General features: G+C 61.9%; 17 protein-coding genes. 6 read left to right on the top strand and 11 right to left on the bottom strand.

The features are described 5' to 3' along the window. Nucleotides 1-5: 5 nt before the first annotated feature. The 3 genes from efeB to efeU are packed head-to-tail and all read right to left on the bottom strand — an operon-like array spanning nucleotide 6 to nucleotide 3,370. A complete protein-coding gene (gene efeB, locus PSH69_RS15605; RefSeq protein ID WP_305408974.1) occupies nucleotides 6-1,304 on the bottom strand; it encodes an iron uptake transporter deferrochelatase/peroxidase subunit in 1,299 nt (432 codons plus the stop codon). Between the two features lie 18 nt (nucleotides 1,305-1,322). Then, the gene (gene efeO, locus PSH69_RS15600; RefSeq protein WP_305408973.1) at nucleotides 1,323-2,522 is read right to left on the bottom strand and encodes an iron uptake system protein EfeO; all 1,200 of its coding nucleotides are present in this window, start codon (nucleotides 2,520-2,522) and stop codon (nucleotides 1,323-1,325) included. Nucleotides 2,523-2,530: 8 nt separating this feature from the next. Next, the gene (gene efeU, locus PSH69_RS15595) at nucleotides 2,531-3,370 is read right to left on the bottom strand and encodes an iron uptake transporter permease EfeU (RefSeq protein WP_305408972.1); all 840 of its coding nucleotides are present in this window, start codon (nucleotides 3,368-3,370) and stop codon (nucleotides 2,531-2,533) included. 182 nt (nucleotides 3,371-3,552) lie between these two features. Between efeU and PSH69_RS15590 the strand changes: the two genes are divergently transcribed. The 6 genes from PSH69_RS15590 (at nucleotide 3,553) to PSH69_RS15565 (ending at nucleotide 10,324) form a co-directional block, all read left to right on the top strand. Then, on the top strand, nucleotides 3,553-4,569 hold the full coding sequence (locus tag PSH69_RS15590; RefSeq protein ID WP_305408971.1) for an AraC family transcriptional regulator: 1,017 nt from the start codon (nucleotides 3,553-3,555) through the stop codon (nucleotides 4,567-4,569). Nucleotides 4,570-4,737: 168 nt separating this feature from the next. Next, nucleotides 4,738-6,402, top strand: coding sequence for an AMP-binding protein (locus PSH69_RS15585; RefSeq protein WP_305408970.1), 1,665 nt, complete (start codon nucleotides 4,738-4,740; stop codon nucleotides 6,400-6,402). A gap of 16 nt (nucleotides 6,403-6,418) precedes the next feature. After that, nucleotides 6,419-7,180, top strand: a complete 762-nt coding sequence (locus tag PSH69_RS15580; RefSeq protein ID WP_018929129.1) for an SDR family NAD(P)-dependent oxidoreductase — start codon at nucleotides 6,419-6,421, stop codon at nucleotides 7,178-7,180. A 12-nt stretch (nucleotides 7,181-7,192) separates the two neighbouring features. Further along, nucleotides 7,193-8,386: an acetyl-CoA C-acyltransferase gene (locus PSH69_RS15575; protein ID WP_305408969.1), complete on the top strand. Its 1,194-nt coding sequence runs from the start codon at nucleotides 7,193-7,195 to the stop codon at nucleotides 8,384-8,386. Nucleotides 8,387-8,408: 22 nt separating this feature from the next. After that, complete coding sequence (locus PSH69_RS15570; RefSeq protein WP_007939689.1) at nucleotides 8,409-9,536, top strand: acyl-CoA dehydrogenase; 1,128 nt, start codon at nucleotides 8,409-8,411, stop codon at nucleotides 9,534-9,536. A 14-nt stretch (nucleotides 9,537-9,550) separates the two neighbouring features. Continuing rightward, nucleotides 9,551-10,324, top strand: coding sequence for an enoyl-CoA hydratase (locus tag PSH69_RS15565; RefSeq protein ID WP_028940625.1), 774 nt, complete (start codon nucleotides 9,551-9,553; stop codon nucleotides 10,322-10,324). Between the two features lie 123 nt (nucleotides 10,325-10,447). On the opposite strand, the gene PSH69_RS15560 is transcribed toward PSH69_RS15565, so the two are convergent. The 8 genes from PSH69_RS15560 to PSH69_RS15525 form a co-directional block, all read right to left on the bottom strand. Beyond that, on the bottom strand, nucleotides 10,448-11,599 hold the full coding sequence (locus PSH69_RS15560; protein WP_019649662.1) for an acyl-CoA dehydrogenase family protein: 1,152 nt from the start codon (nucleotides 11,597-11,599) through the stop codon (nucleotides 10,448-10,450). A gap of 3 nt (nucleotides 11,600-11,602) precedes the next feature. Then, nucleotides 11,603-12,709, bottom strand: coding sequence for an enoyl-CoA hydratase/isomerase family protein (locus PSH69_RS15555; protein WP_305408968.1), 1,107 nt, complete (start codon nucleotides 12,707-12,709; stop codon nucleotides 11,603-11,605). Between the two features lie 330 nt (nucleotides 12,710-13,039). Beyond that, complete coding sequence (locus PSH69_RS15550) at nucleotides 13,040-13,735, bottom strand: HPP family protein (protein WP_305408967.1); 696 nt, start codon at nucleotides 13,733-13,735, stop codon at nucleotides 13,040-13,042. Nucleotides 13,736-13,895: 160 nt separating this feature from the next. Beyond that, the gene (locus PSH69_RS15545) at nucleotides 13,896-15,074 is read right to left on the bottom strand and encodes an MFS transporter (protein ID WP_305408966.1); all 1,179 of its coding nucleotides are present in this window, start codon (nucleotides 15,072-15,074) and stop codon (nucleotides 13,896-13,898) included. A gap of 55 nt (nucleotides 15,075-15,129) precedes the next feature. After that, entirely contained in the window at nucleotides 15,130-16,488 is a 1,359-nt protein-coding gene (locus tag PSH69_RS15540) for an MmgE/PrpD family protein (protein WP_305408965.1), read from the bottom strand. Between the two features lie 17 nt (nucleotides 16,489-16,505). Beyond that, the gene (locus PSH69_RS15535; protein WP_305408964.1) at nucleotides 16,506-17,393 is read right to left on the bottom strand and encodes a polysaccharide deacetylase; all 888 of its coding nucleotides are present in this window, start codon (nucleotides 17,391-17,393) and stop codon (nucleotides 16,506-16,508) included. Then, on the bottom strand, nucleotides 17,386-18,234 hold the full coding sequence (locus tag PSH69_RS15530) for a polysaccharide deacetylase (protein WP_111453306.1): 849 nt from the start codon (nucleotides 18,232-18,234) through the stop codon (nucleotides 17,386-17,388). The genes PSH69_RS15535 and PSH69_RS15530 overlap by 8 nt, the downstream gene beginning before the upstream one ends. 77 nt (nucleotides 18,235-18,311) lie before the next feature. Next, complete coding sequence (locus PSH69_RS15525) at nucleotides 18,312-19,136, bottom strand: ABC transporter substrate-binding protein (RefSeq protein ID WP_305408963.1); 825 nt, start codon at nucleotides 19,134-19,136, stop codon at nucleotides 18,312-18,314. Between the last annotated feature and the right edge of the window lie 22 nt (nucleotides 19,137-19,158).

The raw sequence follows: 19,158 nt of genomic DNA, 5'->3' as shown, positions 1-19,158 counted from the left end.
AAGGGTCAGACTGAGGCTTTGGGTTGTGTGGCGTTGAGCAGCGAGCGGCCGATGAAGTCCTTGTCGCCGGTCACACCCGGCAGGGTGAAGAAGTACCCGCCGCCAACCGGCTTCAGGTATTCCTCCAACGGCTCGCCATTGAGTCGGGTCTGCACGGTGATGAAGCCTTTTTGCAAATCCGCCTGGTAACAGATGAACAGCAAACCCATGTCCAGCTGACCGTTCTTGTTCACGCCGTTGGAGTAGTTGAACGGTCGGCGCAGGATCAGGTTGGCCTGGGTTGCGGCGGTGCGCGGGTTGGCCAGGCGGATGTGGGCGTCGAGTTTGGTCAGCTTGCCTTCCGGGTCTTTGGCGTAATCCGGGACTTGGGTTTCATGCGCACCATCCATCGGTGCACCGGTGCTCTTGACCCGGCCGATAATGCTTTGCTGTTCTTGCAGCGGCGTGCGGTCCCAGCGTTCGACGAAGTTGCGGATGATCCGCACCGCCTGGTAGCTGCCGTTGACCGCCCAGGCCGGTTCGTCGCTGCCGGGCTGGACCCAGACGATGCGGTCCATGGCCTTGGCGTCGTTGGAGTCGGGGTTGGCCGAGCCGTCGCGAAAACCCAGAAAGTTGCGTGCGCTTTGCGCCGGCACACCGGGTTTCGTCGGGGCTTGTGGAGGCACGCTGCCTTCCTGTTTCCAGCGCACCAGCAACAGGTCCGGAAGGTTTTTCACGATGTCGCGCAGGGCGTGGATGTTGGTGTCGGCGGTGTTGGAGCAGAACTGCAGGCTAAGGTCACCGTGGCAGCAGTCGGCCTCCAGTGCGTCGTTGGGGAAACCGACCATGCGGATCAGCCGCTTGGGCTTGGCGCCGGCCAGACCGAAGCGCTCGTCGAACAGCGACTCGCCCACCGATAAGGTGATGGTCAGGTTGTCCGGCGTGACCACCGGGCCAAGAATCCCCGAATCCAGCGGCGGCAATTTGGGGTCGACCTGGGCCACCGGACCGCCTTGCATCAGGAATGCGATACGCTCGTTGAGCGTGCGAAACAGCCGTTCCAGGTCACCGCGGTCGCTGGCCAATACGTCGAACGACACCAGCATGCCGGATGTTGGGCGCGGGGTGACGATGCCGGTCTGGTGCGGGCCGTGGAAGGCGTGGCGGTCCTCGGTCTTGTCGCTGCTGGGTGCTTCGGTGACTTGCGCGGGGCTGGCGGCCATGGCCGGGCAACTCAGGGCCGAACCGGCTATCGCCACACCGGCGGCTCCCATACCCATCAATACACGACGGCGTTGTGCTGAAAACTGTTCTGAGTCGTTCATCTGTCTGAGGTCTTCTGATTACAGGCCGGAAAGGCCAAGGGCGGGATCGATTCCATCGAGTGCATCGGCCAGAACCTTGGCCTTGTCGGCGATACGTTTGCGCTGTTCGGCGCTGACAGTGTCGTAGCTGGCGTAGCCATCCTTGACCTTGAAACCGTTGAGTTCGGCGTCGAAGGCCGTGACCGCGCTGTCGATTTTCGCCAGTAGTTCAGCGGCAGGTTTGCTCAGCAACGGCCGCAACAGGTCGACGACTTTGCGGGTCGCGTCGAGGTTGGCGGCGAAACCGTTCAGGTCGGAGTGGCTGTAGCGTTCTTCTTCACCGCTGCTGGCGCGTACCTCGGCGAGGCTGTTGAGGTTGCGCACCAGCATGCTCACCAGTTGTTCCGGTGGTAGCGACTGGGCCAGCAGTTGCTGTTTGAGATTGGCGACATCGATGCTCAGCCGTTGTGCAACAGGCGTCAGACCGTCGAGGTTGCGTTGTTGGAACAGCGCGTATTCGAGGCGGTGGAAGCCGACGAAGCCCGGATCCTGCTCGCGCTTATCGAAGTAATCGGCGCGGGCGTTGATCGCGTTGTCCAGCTCCGCCAGGCGCTGGGCTGCTGGAGCCAACCGTTGATAGGCTGCGCGAGCCGGCACATACAAGGCTTGCGCCTGGCTCAGGTCGCCGGCCTCGATCGCTTGCTCAAGCGCGGCGACGGCTTTGATCAAGGCGATGCTCTGGCTGCTCAGGTACACGCGAAATTCCGACAATGGGCCAATGAACGCCACCATCGACGGACGCGCCTTGGCCGCCGCATCGGATGCGGCGGTCGGACTGACATGCAAGGTGCCGCGCGGGTTGCTCAGCAAGCCGCAGGTGATGGCGTAGTCGCCGGGCAACAGGTTGGCGTTGATCACCTGGCTCAGGCCAGGGGCGATGTTCTCGCGCTCTTCGACCACCAGCACGCCGTCAAGAATTTCCCATTCGACGGCACGGTCCGAACGGTTGACGATACGGAAACTGGTGCGACCGGCCGGAACCGTCAGCGCATTCGGTTCGCAGCTGTGCGGGTGAAGGGTGACCAGCACTTGGTCGTGGTTGCTCTGGCGCTTGGCGGCGGCCATTTTCGAGGCGTAGTAGAACAGGCCACCGGCGGCGATCATCACGATCACCGATCCGGCTACCGCCCAGCGCAAGGCGCGGGGAGGGGAAGCCACTGGAGGAACTGGCGTTGACATGAAGGCCCTTACTGGCTGGAAACGGAAGAGGGTATTTGCGCGGGCGCGGCCGCCGGGAGAAAAAACATCACTAGCGCCACCAACAGATAAAGCAGATACGCCCCGAGAGTGCTGACGGTCGGCGCGTCCTGGTAGCCGAACATCCCGGCCAGCACCGAGCCCAGCGGGCCGTCCATCGGCAGCGTGGCACTGAAATCGAAGAGCACGGTTTGCAGGTGATTCCACACGCCGGCTTCATGCAGGGCTTGCACTGAGTTGGAGAGAATCCCGGCGGCTACCACCAGAATGAACAGACCGGTCCAGCGCAAGAACGCCGAGAGATTCAGGCGCAGGCTGCCGGTGTAGATCAGGAAGCCGACGATGATCGCCAGGGCCAGGCCGAGCAGGGCGCCGAGCGGTGCGGCCGGGCCTTCGCTTTGCTGGAACACGGCGAGCAGGAAGAACACCGTTTCCAGGCCTTCCCGGGCGACGGCGAAAAACACCATGGCGATCAGCGCGGTCACTTGATGCCTGGAGCCGGTCAGCGCCTGATCGAGGGAAACGTGCAGCGAATGCTTGATCGAACGCGCCACCTTGCGCATCCAGAACACCATGGAGCTGAGAATGCCGACGGCCAGCAAACCGACCACACCTTCAAACAGCTCTTGTTGCTTTTGCGGGAATTCAGCACTGACGAGTTCCAGGCCACCGCCGACCAGCAGGGCCAGCGCGGCGGCGAGGAATACACCGACCCACACTGCCGGCATCCATTGGCCGCGACCGGTCTGCTTGAGGTAACTGGCGATAATGCCAACGATCAACGCGGCTTCGATGCCTTCGCGCAGCATGATCAGAAAAGGAACGAGCATTCAGCACCGGGGAGTAATTAGTTAGGGTGCTAATTTGTAACATGATGAAACTCATTCTCATATGGTAGTTATTGCTAATTGCCTGAACCTAAGCTGAACAACCCTGAAGATCCCACCATCCCTTAGGAGCGAGCGGTGCGCTAATATGCCCACCACTCCAATAACAAGGCTCACCCCGGTCAATGTCGGAAAAAGACACCATCGCCATTCAACTGGTGCGTGAAGCACTGTTGCAAAGTTGCGCCCCGGGCGCTGCCACCGCAGAGGTGTTGAACAAGGTCGGCATCGATCCAGCGCTGTTGGACAGCACCGACGCCCGTGTCCCGGCCACCGCCTATGCGCGCCTGTGGCGTTTGCTGGCCCGGCGTGGGGACGATGAGTTTTTTGGCATGGACCCGCGCAAGCTCAAGTCCGGCAGCCTGGAGTTTCTCTGTCGCTGCTCCATGGTTCAGCCGAGCCTGGCCGCCGGGCTGACCTCGGGCCTGAGCTTTCTGTCGTTGATGCTCGAACGCCTGCCCGCACAACTGGTTCGCCAGCAAAGCCTGGCGGAAATCGTCCTGCTGGAGGAGGACGAAGAACCGCGCCGCGCCTTCACCTATTTCACTTACTGGATGATCGTGCACGGCGTTGCCTGCTGGCTGGCGGGGCGGCGGATTCCGATCCTGGCCATCGAGTTGCGTTGCCCGGAGCCGGATTTTTGCGATGACTATCGGGTGATGTTTTCCGAGAACCTGCGATTCGACCGGCCGCGTACGCGGATGATTTTCTCCGCCGACTGCCTGGATTTGCCGATCAAGCGCAGCGCTGAAGAGCTCAATCGCTTTCTGGCCCATGCGCCGGCGAACATTCTGGTCAAGTACCGCGACCCCGAGAGCCTGGCCAGCCGGATCAAGCACGATCTGCGGCAATTGCCCGCCGAGCGCTGGCCGGAAACCGAAGCGCTGGCGCAGCAACTGTGCATGTCGGCCTCAACGTTGCGCCGCCGCCTGGCTGAAGAAGGGCAGACGTATCAGGGGCTCAAGGACAGCGTGCGCAAGGAACTGGCCATCGTCTGGCTGGCCGAACCGGCCATCAGCTTCGCTGAAATCGCTACCCGTTTGGGGTTTGCCGATGCCAGCTCGTTCTACAAGGCGTTTCGCAAATGGTCGGGGTCCAATCCTGGGCATTATCGGAGTTTGATTCTTAACGAGGCGGACTGATCCGGATCCTGGGGTGCTGACGCCATCGCGGGCACGCCCTCGAACCTTGGCCAAACCAGTCACGCAACTTGATAGCTTTGACCATTGTCCCGCTCCCCGCGCAGAGCGAGTATTTCCCTGTTGATTACGGTTCCCCCAACCTAATAAAAATACAGAGGGATTCTGGCAATGCGCGATTACTTGTCTGCTACGTCACAGTTCAATTATCAGCACACCGTCGATGCCGCGCTCACAGGGTCGTTGACTGCGCTCAACGCCTGCGTCGAGTGTTGCGACCGGCATGCCTTGCCGGGGCGCATCGCGCTGTTCTGGGAAGGCCGCGACGGTAGCAGCGCGACCTACACCTTCAGCGATTTGCAGGACAAGGCCGCGCGTTTCGCCAACTTTCTGTTGGCCCAGGGCGTGAAGCAAGGCGACAAGGTCGCAGGCCTGCTGCCCCGCAACTTCGAATTGCTGATCACCGTGTTTGCCGCCTGGCGCATCGGGGCGGTTTATCAGCCGCTGTTCACCGCCTTCGGCCCCAAAGCCATCGAACACCGTCTGAACAGTTCCGGCGCCAAAGTGGTGGTCACCGATGCGGTCAATCGCCCGAAACTGGCTGAAGTGGCCGACTGCCCGACCGTCGTCACCGTCGGTGGCGCCAAGGGGCAGGGCATCGTGCGCGGCGACTTCAGTTTCTGGGCGGAACTGGCCAACTACTCCAGCGTCTGCGAACCGGTATTGCTGACCGGTGAAGACCCGTTCCTGCTGATGTTCACCTCGGGCACCACCGGCCCGTCAAAAGCGCTATCGGTGCCGCTCAAGGCCATCGTTGCGTTCCAGAGTTACACCCGCGACGCTGTAGACCTGCGCCCCGAGGACGCCTTCTGGAACGTCGCCGATCCGGGTTGGGCCTACGGCATTTATTTCGGTGTCACCGGGCCGATGGCGATGGGGCATCCGATCACCTTTTACGATGGCCCGTTCACCCTCGAAAGCACCTGCCGGGTGATCAACAAATACGGGATTACCAACCTCACTGGCTCACCGACCGCCTACCGCTTGCTGATTGCCGGTGGCGATGAGTTCGCCCGTTCGATCAAGGGCAAGCTGCGCATCGTCAGCAGCGCCGGCGAGCCGCTGAATCCGGAAGTGATCCGCTGGTTCGCCGACAACCTCGGCGTGGTGATTCACGATCATTACGGCCAGACCGAACTGGGCATGGTGCTGTGCAATCACCATGGCCTGGAACATCCGATCCACATGGGCGCCGCCGGTTTTGCCTCGCCGGGCCACCGTATCGTGGTGCTGGATGAGGAATACAAAGAACTCGGCGTCGGCCAGCCAGGCATCCTGGCCATCGACCGCACCCAGTCGCCGATGTGCTGGTTTGGCGGTTACGAAGGCGTACCGACCAAAGCGTTCGTCGGCAATTATTACCTGAGCGGCGACACCGTCGAGTGGAACCCGGACGGCAGCATCAGCTTCGTCGGCCGCAGCGACGACGTGATTACCACCTCGGGCTACCGCGTCGGCCCGTTCGACGTGGAAAGCGCGCTGATCGAACACCCGGCGGTGGTCGAGGCAGCGGTGATCGGCAAGCCCGACCCGGAGCGCACCGAACTGGTGAAAGCCTTCGTCGTGCTCAGCCCGCAATACCGTGCCGAACCTGCGTTGGCCGAAGAGCTGCGGCAACACGTGCGCAAGCGTCTGGCGGCGCACTCGTACCCCCGTGAAATTGAATTTGTCAGTGAATTGCCGAAAACCCCAAGCGGCAAATTGCAGCGCTTTATCTTGCGCAACCAGGAAATCGCCAAGGCTCAAGAGGCCGCCGCGAAGAACGTTTCAGCTTGAATCCAAGGAAGCAATGATGCAGATCGAAAACAAGGTTTTTCTCGTCACTGGCGGTGCTTCCGGCCTCGGTGCCGCCACCGCTGAAATGCTGGTGGCCGCCGGCGCCAAGGTGATGCTGGTGGACATGAATGCCGAAGCTGTCGCGGCGCAGGCTGCACGTCTTGGCGCGCAAAGCGTGGTGGCCGACATCAGCAATGAAGCGGCGGCAGAAGCGGCGGTGCAGGCGACGGTCAAAGCGTTTGGCGGCCTTAATGGCCTGGTCAATTGCGCCGGCATCGTGCGTGGCGAGAAGATCCTCGGCAAGACCGGCCCCCATGCCTTGGCCAGTTTCAGCCAGGTGATCAACGTCAACCTGATCGGCAGCTTCAACATGCTGCGTCTGGCCGCGGCGGCGATTGCCGAGACCGAAGCCGATGCAGACGGCGAGCGCGGGGTGATCATCAATACCGCCTCGGTCGCAGCCTTCGACGGCCAGATCGGCCAGGCCGCGTATTCGGCCTCCAAAGGCGCGATCGCCAGCCTGACCTTGCCTGCCGCCCGTGAGCTGGCGCGCTTTGGCATCCGCGTGATGACCATCGCGCCGGGCATTTTCGAAACGCCGATGATGGCCGGCATGACCCCGGAAGTACGTGATTCGCTGGCCGCCGGCGTGCCGTTTCCACCGCGCCTGGGCAAGCCGAGCGAGTACGCCGCGCTGGCCAGGCATATCATAGAAAACAGCATGCTCAACGGCGAGGTAATCCGTCTCGACGGTGCCTTGCGCATGGCCGCCAAATAAGGAGTATTTGTCATGACACTGTCCAACGATCCGATTGTTATTGTCAGCGCCGTCCGCACCCCGATGGGCGGTTTCCAGGGCGAACTGAAAAGCCTGACCGCGCCACAGCTGGGCGCCGCAGCGATTCGTGCCGCGGTCGAACGCGCCGGTATCGCCCCTGAATCCGTAGAAGAAGTGCTGTTCGGCTGCGTGCTCTCCGCCGGTCTCGGCCAGGCCCCGGCGCGGCAAGCCGCTCTGGGCGCCGGGTTGGATAAATCGACCCGCTGCACGACGCTGAACAAAATGTGCGGCTCGGGCATGGAAGCGACGATCCTGGCCCACGACATGCTGATCGCCGGCAGCGCCGACGTGGTGGTCGCTGGCGGCATGGAAAGCATGTCCAACGCGCCGTACCTGCTGGACCGCGCCCGCAGCGGTTACCGCATGGGCCATGGCCAGGTGCTCGATCACATGTTCCTCGATGGCCTCGAAGACGCCTACGACAAGGGCCGCCTGATGGGCACCTTTGCCGAGGATTGCGCCGAGACCAATGGCTTCAGCCGTGAAGATCAGGACGCGTTTGCCATCGCGTCGACCACCCGCGCCCAACAGGCGATCGAGGAAGGTAGTTTTAACGCCGAGATCGTGCCGCTCACCGTGACGGTCGGCAAACAGCAAGTGCTGATCAGCCACGACGAACAACCGCCGAAAGCCAAACTGGACAAGATCGCTTCGCTGAAACCGGCGTTCCGCGAGGGCGGCACGGTGACGGCGGCCAACTCCAGTTCGATTTCCGACGGCGCGGCGGCACTCGTGCTGATGCGCCGTTCCGAAGCCGAGAAACAAGGCCTGAAGCCACTGGCAGTGATTCACGGTCACGCGGCGTATGCCGATACCCCGGGGCTGTTCCCGGTAGCACCGGTAGGCGCGATCAAGAAACTGATGAAGAAAACCGGCTGGTCGCTGGATGAAGTCGAGTTGTTCGAAGTCAACGAAGCCTTCGCCGTGGTGAGCCTGGTGACCATGACCAAACTGGAAATCCCCCACGAGAAGATCAACGTCCACGGCGGTGCTTGCGCTTTGGGCCACCCGATTGGTGCATCCGGCGCGCGGATTCTCGTCACCTTGCTCTCGGCCCTGCGCCAGAAAGGCCTGAAACGCGGCGTGGCAGCGATCTGCATCGGTGGCGGCGAAGCGACGGCCATGGCCGTTGAATGCCTGTACTAAAGCTTGGCATTAAGGAATCTACATGCTGCCCAACGACGAACAACTTCAGATCAGCGACGCGGCCCGGCAGTTTGCCCAGGAACGGCTGAAACCGTTCGCCGCCGAATGGGACCGCGAACATCGCTTCCCCAAGGAAGCCATCAGCGAGATGGCCGACCTGGGCTTCTTCGGCATGCTGGTGCCGGAGCAGTGGGGCGGCTGTGACACCGGTTACCTGGCTTACGCCATGGCCCTGGAAGAAATCGCTGCCGGCGACGGCGCCTGCTCGACCATCATGAGCGTGCACAACTCGGTGGGTTGCGTGCCGATCCTCAAGTTCGGCAACGACGACCAGAAAGAACGCTTCCTCAAGCCGCTCGCCAGCGGCGCGATGCTCGGTGCGTTTGCGCTGACCGAACCGCAAGCCGGCTCCGATGCCAGCAGCCTGAAAACCCGTGCCCGGCTGGAAGGCGATCACTACGTGCTCAACGGCTGCAAGCAGTTCATCACTTCCGGGCAAAACGCCGGGGTGGTGATTGTGTTTGCGGTGACTGACCCGAGTGCCGGCAAACGCGGGATCACCGCGCTGATCGTGCCCACCGATTCGCCGGGCTATAAAGTCGCGCGGGTCGAAGACAAGCTCGGTCAACATGCCTCCGATACCTGCCAGATCCTCTTCGAGGATGTGAAAGTGCCGGTGGCCAACCGACTGGGTGAGGAGGGCGAAGGCTACAAGATCGCCCTGGCCAACCTCGAAGGCGGACGTGTCGGCATCGCTTCGCAATCGGTGGGCATGGCCCGCGCCGCATTCGAAGCGGCCCGCGACTACGCCCGTGAACGCGAGAGTTTCGGCAAGCCGATCATCGAACACCAGGCGGTAGCGTTCCGCCTGGCCGACATGGCCACCCAGATCGCCGTGGCCCGGCAAATGGTGCATTACGCGGCGGCATTGCGCGACAGCGGCAAACCGGCGCTGGTCGAAGCGTCGATGGCCAAGCTGTTCGCCTCGGAAATGGCTGAAAAGGTTTGCTCCTCGGCGTTGCAAACCCTTGGCGGTTACGGTTACCTGAACGACTTCCCGCTGGAGCGGATTTACCGCGACGTGCGGGTGTGCCAGATCTATGAAGGCACCAGCGACATTCAGCGCATGGTCATTTCGCGCAATCTTTGAGAAGGAGCCCACCTATGAACTACGAAACGATTTTGCTGGAAACCCACGGCCGCGTCGGCCTGATCACCTTGAACCGTCCGCAAGCGCTGAACGCGTTGAATGCACAGATCGTCAGCGAACTGAACCACGCCCTCGATGGCCTGGAAGCCGATTCGAACATCGGTTGCATCGTGCTGACCGGCTCGAAAAAAGCCTTTGCCGCCGGTGCCGACATCAAGGAAATGGCCGAGCTGACCTACCCGCAGATCTACCTCGACGACCTGTTCAGTGACAGCGATCGCGTAGCCAACCGCCGCAAGCCGATCATTGCCGCGGTCAACGGTTTCGCCTTGGGCGGTGGTTGTGAACTGGCACTGATGTGCGACTTCATCCTGGCCGGCGACAATGCAAAATTCGGCCAACCGGAAATCAACCTCGGCGTCTTGCCGGGCATGGGCGGCACCCAGCGCCTGACCCGCGCCGTGGGCAAGGCCAAGGCCATGGAAATGTGCCTGAGCGGGCGCTTGATCGATGCGGTGGAAGCCGAGCGTTGCGGGATCGTGGCGCGCATCGTGCCGGCGGATGAGTTGGTGGACGAAGCGCTGAAAGTCGCGGCGCTGATTGCGAAGAAATCACTGCCGATTGCGATGATGATCAAGGAAAGCGTCAACCGCGCCTTTGAAGTCAGCCTGTCGGAAGGCGTGCGTTTTGAACGCCGGGTATTCCATGCGGCGTTTGCCACGCAGGATCAGAAAGAAGGGATGGCGGCGTTTATTGCCAAGCGTGAGGCTGAATTCCAAGGCAAGTGATTAGCGTACCGATCGTTCCCACGCTCCGCGTGGGAACGCCGCCCGGGACGCTCCGCGTCCCTTCGCAAGCGTGACGCAGAGCGTCACAGGATGCATTCCCACGCGGAGCGTGGGAACGATCATCTAGACCAGGTAGTTCTTGAGTTCCCGGGCAATCACCATCCGCTGTATCTCGCTCGACCCTTCATAAATCTGCGTGATCCGCGCATCCCGGTAGTAACGCTCCACCGGGTAGTCTTCCAGATACCCATACCCGCCATGAATCTGAATCGCCGATGAGCAGACTTTCTCCGCGATCTCCGAAGCAAACAGCTTGGCCTGTGAAGCCTCCGACAGGCACGGCTTGCCGGCACTGCGCAACCGCGCGGCGTGCAGGATCAACAGGCGCGCGGCGTTCAGTCGGGTCTGCATGTCGGCCAGCATATTGGCGATGCTCTGGTGTTCGATGATCGGCTTGTCGAACTGCACCCGATCCCGCGCGTAAGCCAGCGCCGCTTCGAACGCCGCACGGGCGATGCCCAGGGCTTGCGCAGCGATGCCGATACGGCCGCCTTCGAGGTTGGAGAGGGCGATGGCCAGGCCTTTACCGCGTTCGCCCAGCAAATTGGCTTCAGGGACGGTGCAGTTGTTCAGGGTGACGGCGCAGGTGTCGGAAGCGCGGATGCCCATCTTGTGTTCACTGCGGTCGACGATGAACCCCGCTGTTTCGGTCGGCACCAGGAATGCCGAGATGCCACGCTTGCCCAACTCCGGATCAGTCACGGCGAAAACGATTGCCAGCTTCGCCCGTTTGCCGTTACTGACGAATTGCTTGGCGCCGTTGATCACCCACTGGCCATCGCGCAGTTCGGCGCGGGTGCGCAGGTTATGGGCTTCGGAACCCGCTTGCGGTTCGGTCAGGCAGAAGCAACCGATGGCCTGGCCGCTGGCGAGGTCCGGCAGCCATTCCTGCTTTTGCTCTTCGGTGCCGTAATTGAGCACTGGCCCGCAGCCCACGGAGTTGTGGATGCTCATGAGTGCACCGGTGGCGCCGTCACCGGCGGAAATCTCTTCCACCGCCAGCGCGTAGGCCACGTAGTCGACATAGGTGCCGCCCCATTCCTCGGGCACCACCATGCCCAGCAGACCCAGCTCACCCATCTTCGCCACCAGACCGTCATCGATCCAGCCGGCCTTTTCCCAGGCTTGTGCGTGGGGCGCGATTTCGCCGCGGGCAAAATCCCGGGCCATGTCGCGGATCATCACTTGTTCTTCGCTCAATTCGATATCGTGCATGGCTCAATTCCCGCTCTGGTCAAACCCGGTGAAAAAACTCGCGACGTGCCCGGCGTCCAGCGCCTGCAAGGTCGGCGGGTTCCAGCGCGGGTTCTTGTCTTTGTCGATCAGCAAGGCGCGCACGCCTTCGATCAGGTCGCCGCGTTCGAACCACTGGCGATCCAGGTGCAGTTCAAGGGCGAAGCACTGTTCCAGGCTCAGGTGCCGACCGCGCCGCAGCATTTCCAGGGTCACGCCCATGGCCAGCGGTGAACGGCTTTCCAGCAAGTCGGCGGTGGCCATGGCCCACTCATGGCTGTCGGCGACGGTCACCGCACGCAGTTGTTCCACCATACTCGGCACATCGGGCAGGGCGAAGAAGTGGTCGATGACCGGCCGCAGCGCCGCCAGCGGCGCTACCGGCAGTTGCTGCACGGCGAGTTTCGCCAGCGCGCCTTGCAGGTCCTTGAGCGGGGTGTCGTGCCATTCCAGATGGTCGAGTCGCTCGTCCAGCTCACCCAGGCTGCTGCTCTCCAGATACCAGTCGGCCAGGCCGCAATAGAGCGCATCGGCGGCGCGGATTTGCACGCCGCTGACGCCGAGATAGATGCCCAGCTCACCGGGAATGCGCGGCAGGAAGTAGCTGCCGCCGACGTCCGGGAAATAACCGATGGCCACTTCCGGCATCGCCAGACGGCTACGCTCGGTGACCACCCGCAAATCGGCGCCTTGCACCAGGCCCATGCCGCCGCCCAGGACAAAGCCGTCCATCAAGGCCAGAACCGGTTTGCGGTAGTGATGGATCGTGAGGTCGAGGGCGTATTCCTCGACGAAGAAATCTTCGTGCAGCGTGTCGCCGCTTTTGAAGCTGTCGTACAGCGAGCGGATATCGCCGCCGGCACAGAAGGCTTTCTCGCCAGCACCGCGCAACACCACCGCATGCACCTGCGGATCCTGTGCCCAGGCATCGAGTTGCTGTTGCAGGCTGCGGACCATGTCCAGGGTAATGGCGTTGAGGCCGGCGGGGCGGTTGAGGGTCAGGTGACCGATGTGATTGCGAACCTCGGCCAACACTTCGTTTTGCGTGGCATCCATGGACGGTGTCCCCGGGGATGAAACCTGAGCAGTCATCACTAACTCCCTGCTTTTATTGTTCTTTATAGAGAAGCTCGCGCGCGAGCGATGCAGGATCGTAACAGTGCAAATTTGCCCTGTACAACCGAGATACGTGCAGGTTCTTTCTGCATTTTTACCTTAGTGCAAAATCAAAAGATCGCAGCCTTCGGCAGCCTGACTCCGTTTTGAATCAACCTTGAATTTGTGGCGAGGGGGCTTGCCCCCGTTCGACTGCGCAGCAGTCGCAGATAAGGGCAATGAGGTATGCCTGGAAAAACTCGTTAGCAGGTTTTGGGGCCGCTTCGCGACCCAACGGGGGCAAGCCCCCTCGCCACAAAGATGCCTTTAGGTTCTGCTGCTCAGCACTTCACCGATACTGCGCCGCTTGGCATGCAACTCACTGGCATGAATCAACTGCTCGAGGTCTTCGGGGGTAACGTCGTAGAAGGCCTCCATGTCGGCGAGTGCCCGTCGCAGATCTTCGGCGGTGATCGCCTGGCTGTCGGCCGCGGGCATTAGCGGGGCCGGTTCGGCGGGACGTTTGGGGTAACGAATGCGCGTGGAGTTGTTGTACGCCAACGCGCTGAGCAGCATCGTCGAGCCGCTGAGCATTACCGGGCCGAGGGCTTTCCAGCCCATGGCGACGGTCGCCGGATCTGCCACCACCATAAGCAACGCCAAGGCACCGGCCGGTGGGTGCAGGCAACGCAACCAGCACATCAGAATCAGCGCCATGCCCGCCGCCAGGCAGGCGCTGCCGAGGGTGCGCCCGAGTACGTGGGCAACCAGCAGCGAGACCACTCCCGCACACAGGTAACCGCCAAGAATCGACCACGGCTGGGCCAGCGCACCCGAGGACACGGCGAACAGCAACACCGCCGAAGCACCCAACGGCCCGATCAAATGCAGCGCCACGTCGATGCCGAACACCTGGCCGCACAACCAGACACTGAACATCGTCCCCATGGCCATGCCGATGGCGGCACGGCTCCATTCGGAGGGGCGGGTGTTGATGGCGGCGGGCAACCAGTGAGCGAGCATGACGAACATCGATCCTTTGACAAAAAACAGAGCAAAAAAAAGGCTTGTCCGGATACCCGGAAAGCCCTTGAAGTGGTTCCAACTATTGGGGGAGGAACGGCGCACAGTTTGCCGATCATTGCCGATGCTGACAAATTCATATTAATGCAGCTTCAATGCATTATTTTTGCAGTATTGCGACGCGTCGACCGCTCATGAAACAGAGAAAACCGCCCATCGCCGTCAACGCACTCAGGGCATAGAACATGGTGGGCGCGGGTGTGTGCATCAGCAGGAAGCCGCAGATCACCGGGCTCAGCGCACCGCCGAGAGCCGCGAGGTTCTGCGCGCCGTAGTAGCTGCCACGCAATTCTTCCGGGGCCAGGGTGTCGACGAAGAGGAATTCGGCCGGGTAGATGATCATTTCACCGAGGGTGAAGATGAACATCGCGATACACCAGCTCACCAGGCCGTCGGCCAGGCTGAAACCGATCAAGCCGAGGATGAACAGGCTGCTGCCGCCGACAATCCAGTAACGCAGTTGTTCGCGTTTGAGAAACCGGCCGATCTGGTATTGCAGCAGGATCACGCTGATGGCGTTACAGGCGAGCAGGGCGGCCATGGTTTCCAGCGCTCGTTTGGAGTCGTGGGTCACTAGCAGGTATTGCGACAGGTACAAGGTAAAACGACCGTGGACCACGGTGCTGAGCAGGCAGCCGCAGGTGAACATGATCAGCGTGCGGTCGTTTTTCAGGGTGACCAGGGTTTTGAGAAAGCTTTGGGGCTGGCCGATGACGGGTGTCTGGTCCGGGTCCCTGGGAATGCCGCTCATCAGGAAAATGCTGAAGAACGCGATGCCGCCGGCGATCAGGAACGGGGCAATCGGGTACACGCCGGCGATCACCACACCGAGCATCGGGCCGGTGGCGTAGCCGATGTTGGTCAGGGTGTAGCGCAGCGAAAAGGCCTTGGCACGCTGGCCCATGGGCAGGTTGTCGCTGAGGATCGCCTTGGACCCGATCAGAAACAGCGCCGAGGCGGTTTCGGTGATCACCAGGATGGCGGTGGTCAGGTAGAGGTTTTCGGCAAAGGTCAGCAGCACGAAGCCGATGGCACTGGACAGCATGGCGAGGATCAGCAGACGACGCTTTTCGAGGCGGTCGATGATGTAACCGCCATAGAGCGCGAGCAGGGTGGCGATGAACACCGCAATGCCGAGCAGCAGGCCAACGTCCTGTTGGTTGAGGCCGAGCTTGGTGCTCAGGAACAGCGTGAGCAACGGGCTGGTGATGGCGCGACTGACGACGATGGTCAGCGAACAGATCATCAGCCGGCGGATAACGAGGGAGTAAGTGGCCACGGTGGGGCAAATGTCCTTATTCAGATTCTGTGGTGTTCGACGCGCAACGCCAGGCTCAACTCAGCCACCGATCAAGCGCCCTAACCGATCCCAGTTCTTCCAGCCGCCACAACTGCTCCAGCAGCTCTTTTGCCTGTTGTCGCGGTATCACCCGCCCGGCCAAGCTGAAGAATTTCTCCTCCAGCGCCGCATCACTCAGCGGATTGCCCGGCGCGCCCAACGGCACCTCAACGCACAGGCTTGCTTGCCGACCGTCCACGGTCCGCACGCTGACGACAGGCTCGCCATCCTCGGACAGTTGCGGGTCGACTTCAAGGCGAATACGCGACATCCAGTGCGCAATCCGTGGGTGGCGGCGCTGTTCATCGTCGTAGGCTTCCAATCGGCAATGCCCATGGAGCAGCCGGGCCGCCAGGGCATAACGCAGGCTCATCTGCGCCGCCGGCAACGTGCTGACGTCCTGGCCACCGCACATGTCTTGAAGGAATCCGCACAGCGACACCTGAACGTCCTCGACCTGCTCGGCGCTGACCTGCAATTGATCGAGCAACAGGCCCAATGCGTCGATCGCCGAATGGGTCCCACGGCAGGCCGCATAGGGCTTGATCGAGCAGCGCGCGAGTTTCCATACGTGGCCCAGTTCGGCGTCCAACGCCTCGGGCACGGCGGTGTCCGCCGCGAGGGTCTTGAGGAAACCGCCCCAGACGTCATCGAACAGTTTTGTCGGCCCGGTGATGCCTTGTTGAGCAAACCGCGCGGCCAGCAATCCACCTTCGGCGGCGCGTCCGCTGTGGAGTCTTTTGCTTTGCGAACCGTCATGGATAAACGCCCACAGACCACCGCTGAAGCTGCCGGCGATGCCCAGTGCCGACAAGGCTTGTTGTGCATCCAGCCCAAGAATCCGTGCACTGGCCGCCGCCGCGCCAAACACTCCGCACGTCGCCGTGGAGTGCCAACCGGCGCCGTTGTGGGCCGAGTAACTGCCGCAGGCTTCGAGCACCCGACGGCCGATTTCGTAGCCGATCACCACCGCAGTGATCAGTTCGCGGCCGTCAACGGACGCTTCAGAAACCGATAGCGTCGACATCGACAGCGCCGCCATCACCGCCGGCAGCACCACCGCGCCGGAATGGTCGCAGCCGCCGGTATCGTCCAGCTCCAGGGCATGCGCGGCGATACCGTTGAGCATGGCGGCTTGCGCCGCGCCGACTCGCTGACCGGTGCCCCAGACCAACGTGCTGCCGGCTTCCCCCTTGAACACCTGATGCGCCTGTTTGGCGACATCGCTGCCGGCCCCGGCCAGGGCTGCGCCGAAGGTGTCGAGGATGTGTCGCTTGGTTTGCTCCACCAACTCGGCGGGTAAATCTTCGAAACGGGTATCGACGCAGAACTGCGCCAGCCGCGCCATTCGCATAACCCCATCCTGATCTCTCATACGCCGTAATCCCGATAATGACGCTCGTACACAGCGGCCGGGTGATCCTCGGTCACCGACGCTGCCGACTCGGCCCACCAATGAGCCACTTCGGCACCGGTGGCGATCCACACGTCGTCGTGCTGCTGAATGCTTTGCAGCAATTCGCGCAACACGCCGATCCGCCCTGGGGTGGCGATGATTTCCGGGTGCAACCGCAGCACGTAACACAAGCCGAATCGGTGAAACCCGGCGAAGTCCATCTTCAGATTGCCAAGGGTGTGGCTGTAAGAGGCGATGCGCGATTGCGCCGGTGGCACCGCCGGGCTGAGGTTGAAGGCGAAATAGGGCTCGTCTTCCAGTTCGTAATGCAGCGGCAACTCGATCACCTCGGGCGCCGTCGGGTGGGCGAAGGGCAAATCATCGCCGCGCCATGACGAGGACCAACGGATACCGTGCTCGCGCAACGCCTCGATGAAGCCCGGTGCGCCATTGCCGGCGGGAATGCGAAAGCCTGTCGGCCGCTGACCGGTCAGCGCGCTCAAGGCCGCGCAGCCCTTGGCGATTTCGGCGCTTTGCTCGGCCAGGGTCAGGTTGTCGTAGTGCTGATGGCGGTAGCCGGCGCAGGCAATCTCGTGCCCGCCGGCCTGGATCGCCCGGAGGTGTTGCGGGTTTTCCTCGGCGACGATGCCGGGCACGAACCAGCTGCTGGAAACCCCCAGTTCTGCGAACACGCCAAGCAAACGCTCGACCCCGCGCTGGGTGCCGTAGCGCCACACCGACAAGGTCTTGTCGCGCCCGGCGACTTCCGGCGCCTGGGTAAGGATGCCGTGGATGTCGTTGTAATCGACAGTCAGCACCACGGCGCAGCGGTAGCCGTTGGGCCAGACAATGGAATCAGCCATGGTGATGCTCCTTCAGCCACCAGTGGGCGACATCGCGGCAGGTGGCGAACCACACGTCGTCGCGCTGGCGCATGTGTTCGAAGAGTTTTTCCAGTAACAGGATGCGTCCCGGTTTGCCGGTGATCTTGGGATGGAACAGGGTGGTCAGGCACAGTCCTTCAGCCATAGCGCCATCGAACTCGCGGCACCAGTTATCGAGGGTCAGTTCGTAGCTGGCGGTTCGGTCCAGCCCGGAAGGGAAGTCCGGTGCGCGGGTGTAGGCGAGGGAGGCGTAGTCGTCCATTTCCCAGCGGCCGGGGATCTCCACCAGTGGTGTATCGAAGCCCGGCACCTTGACCAGGTAGGGCCGGTCATCGCCGCGCATGCTGCTGGAATAGGTCACGCCGGCTTCCACCAGCATGGCCGGCGTTTCGGCCCGCCAGTCGCCGGACGGCGTGCGGAAACCTTCAGCGCGGATGTTCAGGTACTTCCAGAACACCTCGCGGGATTTGTGCATCACGTCCTTCTGCTGCTCCAGCGTCAGGGCGTAAAAAGATTCGTGTTTGTAGCCGTGATAGGCCACCTCATGCCCGCGCTCGACAATCGCCTGGCACTGTTTCGGCCAGTTCTCCACGACCCAGGCCGGAACGAAAAACGTGGTCGGGATCCGGAACTCATCCAGCAGATCGAGAATCCGCGGCAGCGCCCGATAGGGGCCGTAACCGCCGAAACCGAAATACTCGGGCTTGCGCCAGATCGAGCCGTTGAGCATGGCATCGCCGGTGGGGCCATCGAGGTCGAAGGCCAGGGCGAGGCAGGCCAGGTGCTGGTCGGGCCAGGTGGGTTGCAGCGAGGAGGACATCGTGTGGCGCTCCAGAATTAATAGTTGAAACACCCGTAGCAGCTGCCGAGCCCGCGAGGCAGCTGCTACGAACCGTGTTATTTCCCAGCGTTGATGGTCACGGTCTTGATCGCGCCCAGTTCCAGGTCCCATTTCTTCAGGATCGCCTGGTAGCTGCCGTCATCGATCATGCTTTGCAACGCGACTTTCACCGCTTCGCTCAGCTCAGGTTTTTTCTTGCTCACACCCATGCCCGAGAACTGCTTGGAGATCGGCAGGCCCACGGTTTTGTACATGTCCTTTTCCTGGGTCTTGAGGTACGACAGGGTTTCGCTGCCTTGCATGGCCGCGTCGATACGGCTCTGACGCAATTGCGCACGGGCGTCGGCCGAGCCCTCGGTGCCGATCACGTTGATCGCGGGTTTGCCGGCGGCTTCGCAGTTTTCCTTGCTCCACGCGGCGATTTCCGCCGGGAAGGTGGTACGGCGGCTGGTGCCGACTTTCTTGCCGCACAAGTCGACGATCTCGTTGGTGTCCTTGTTTTTCTGCAAGGTGTAGAACTGCGGACCACTGGTGAAGTAATCGACGAAGGTCACGCTGGCCTGACGCTCGGCGGTGTCGGTCATGCCTGACAGCACCATGTCCACGCGGTCGGTCGTGAGCGCGTTGATCATTTGCTCGAAACCGGTTTCCTGCCATTTGATCTTCACGCCCAGACGTTCGGCCAGGGCGTTGCCCAGGTCATAGTCAAGGCCGGTGAGGGTGTTGGTGGCCGGGTCCTTGAAATCCATCGGCGGGTAGTTCGGCATGATCGCAACAACGATCTCGCCCTTGTCCTTGATGCTGGCCGGCAACTCGGCAGCGAAGGCGAAACCGGATGCCAGGACACTGGCAAGTACTGCTGGGATTACTAGGTTCTTCATGGTCGTTCTCTTATGAGTGTTG

It is taken from the genome of Pseudomonas sp. FP1740 (genome assembly GCF_030687165.1).
GTDB lineage: Bacteria > Pseudomonadota > Gammaproteobacteria > Pseudomonadales > Pseudomonadaceae > Aquipseudomonas.
Note: the sequence above shows the minus strand (reverse complement) of the source record. Positions and strands in the feature narration are given on the sequence as shown.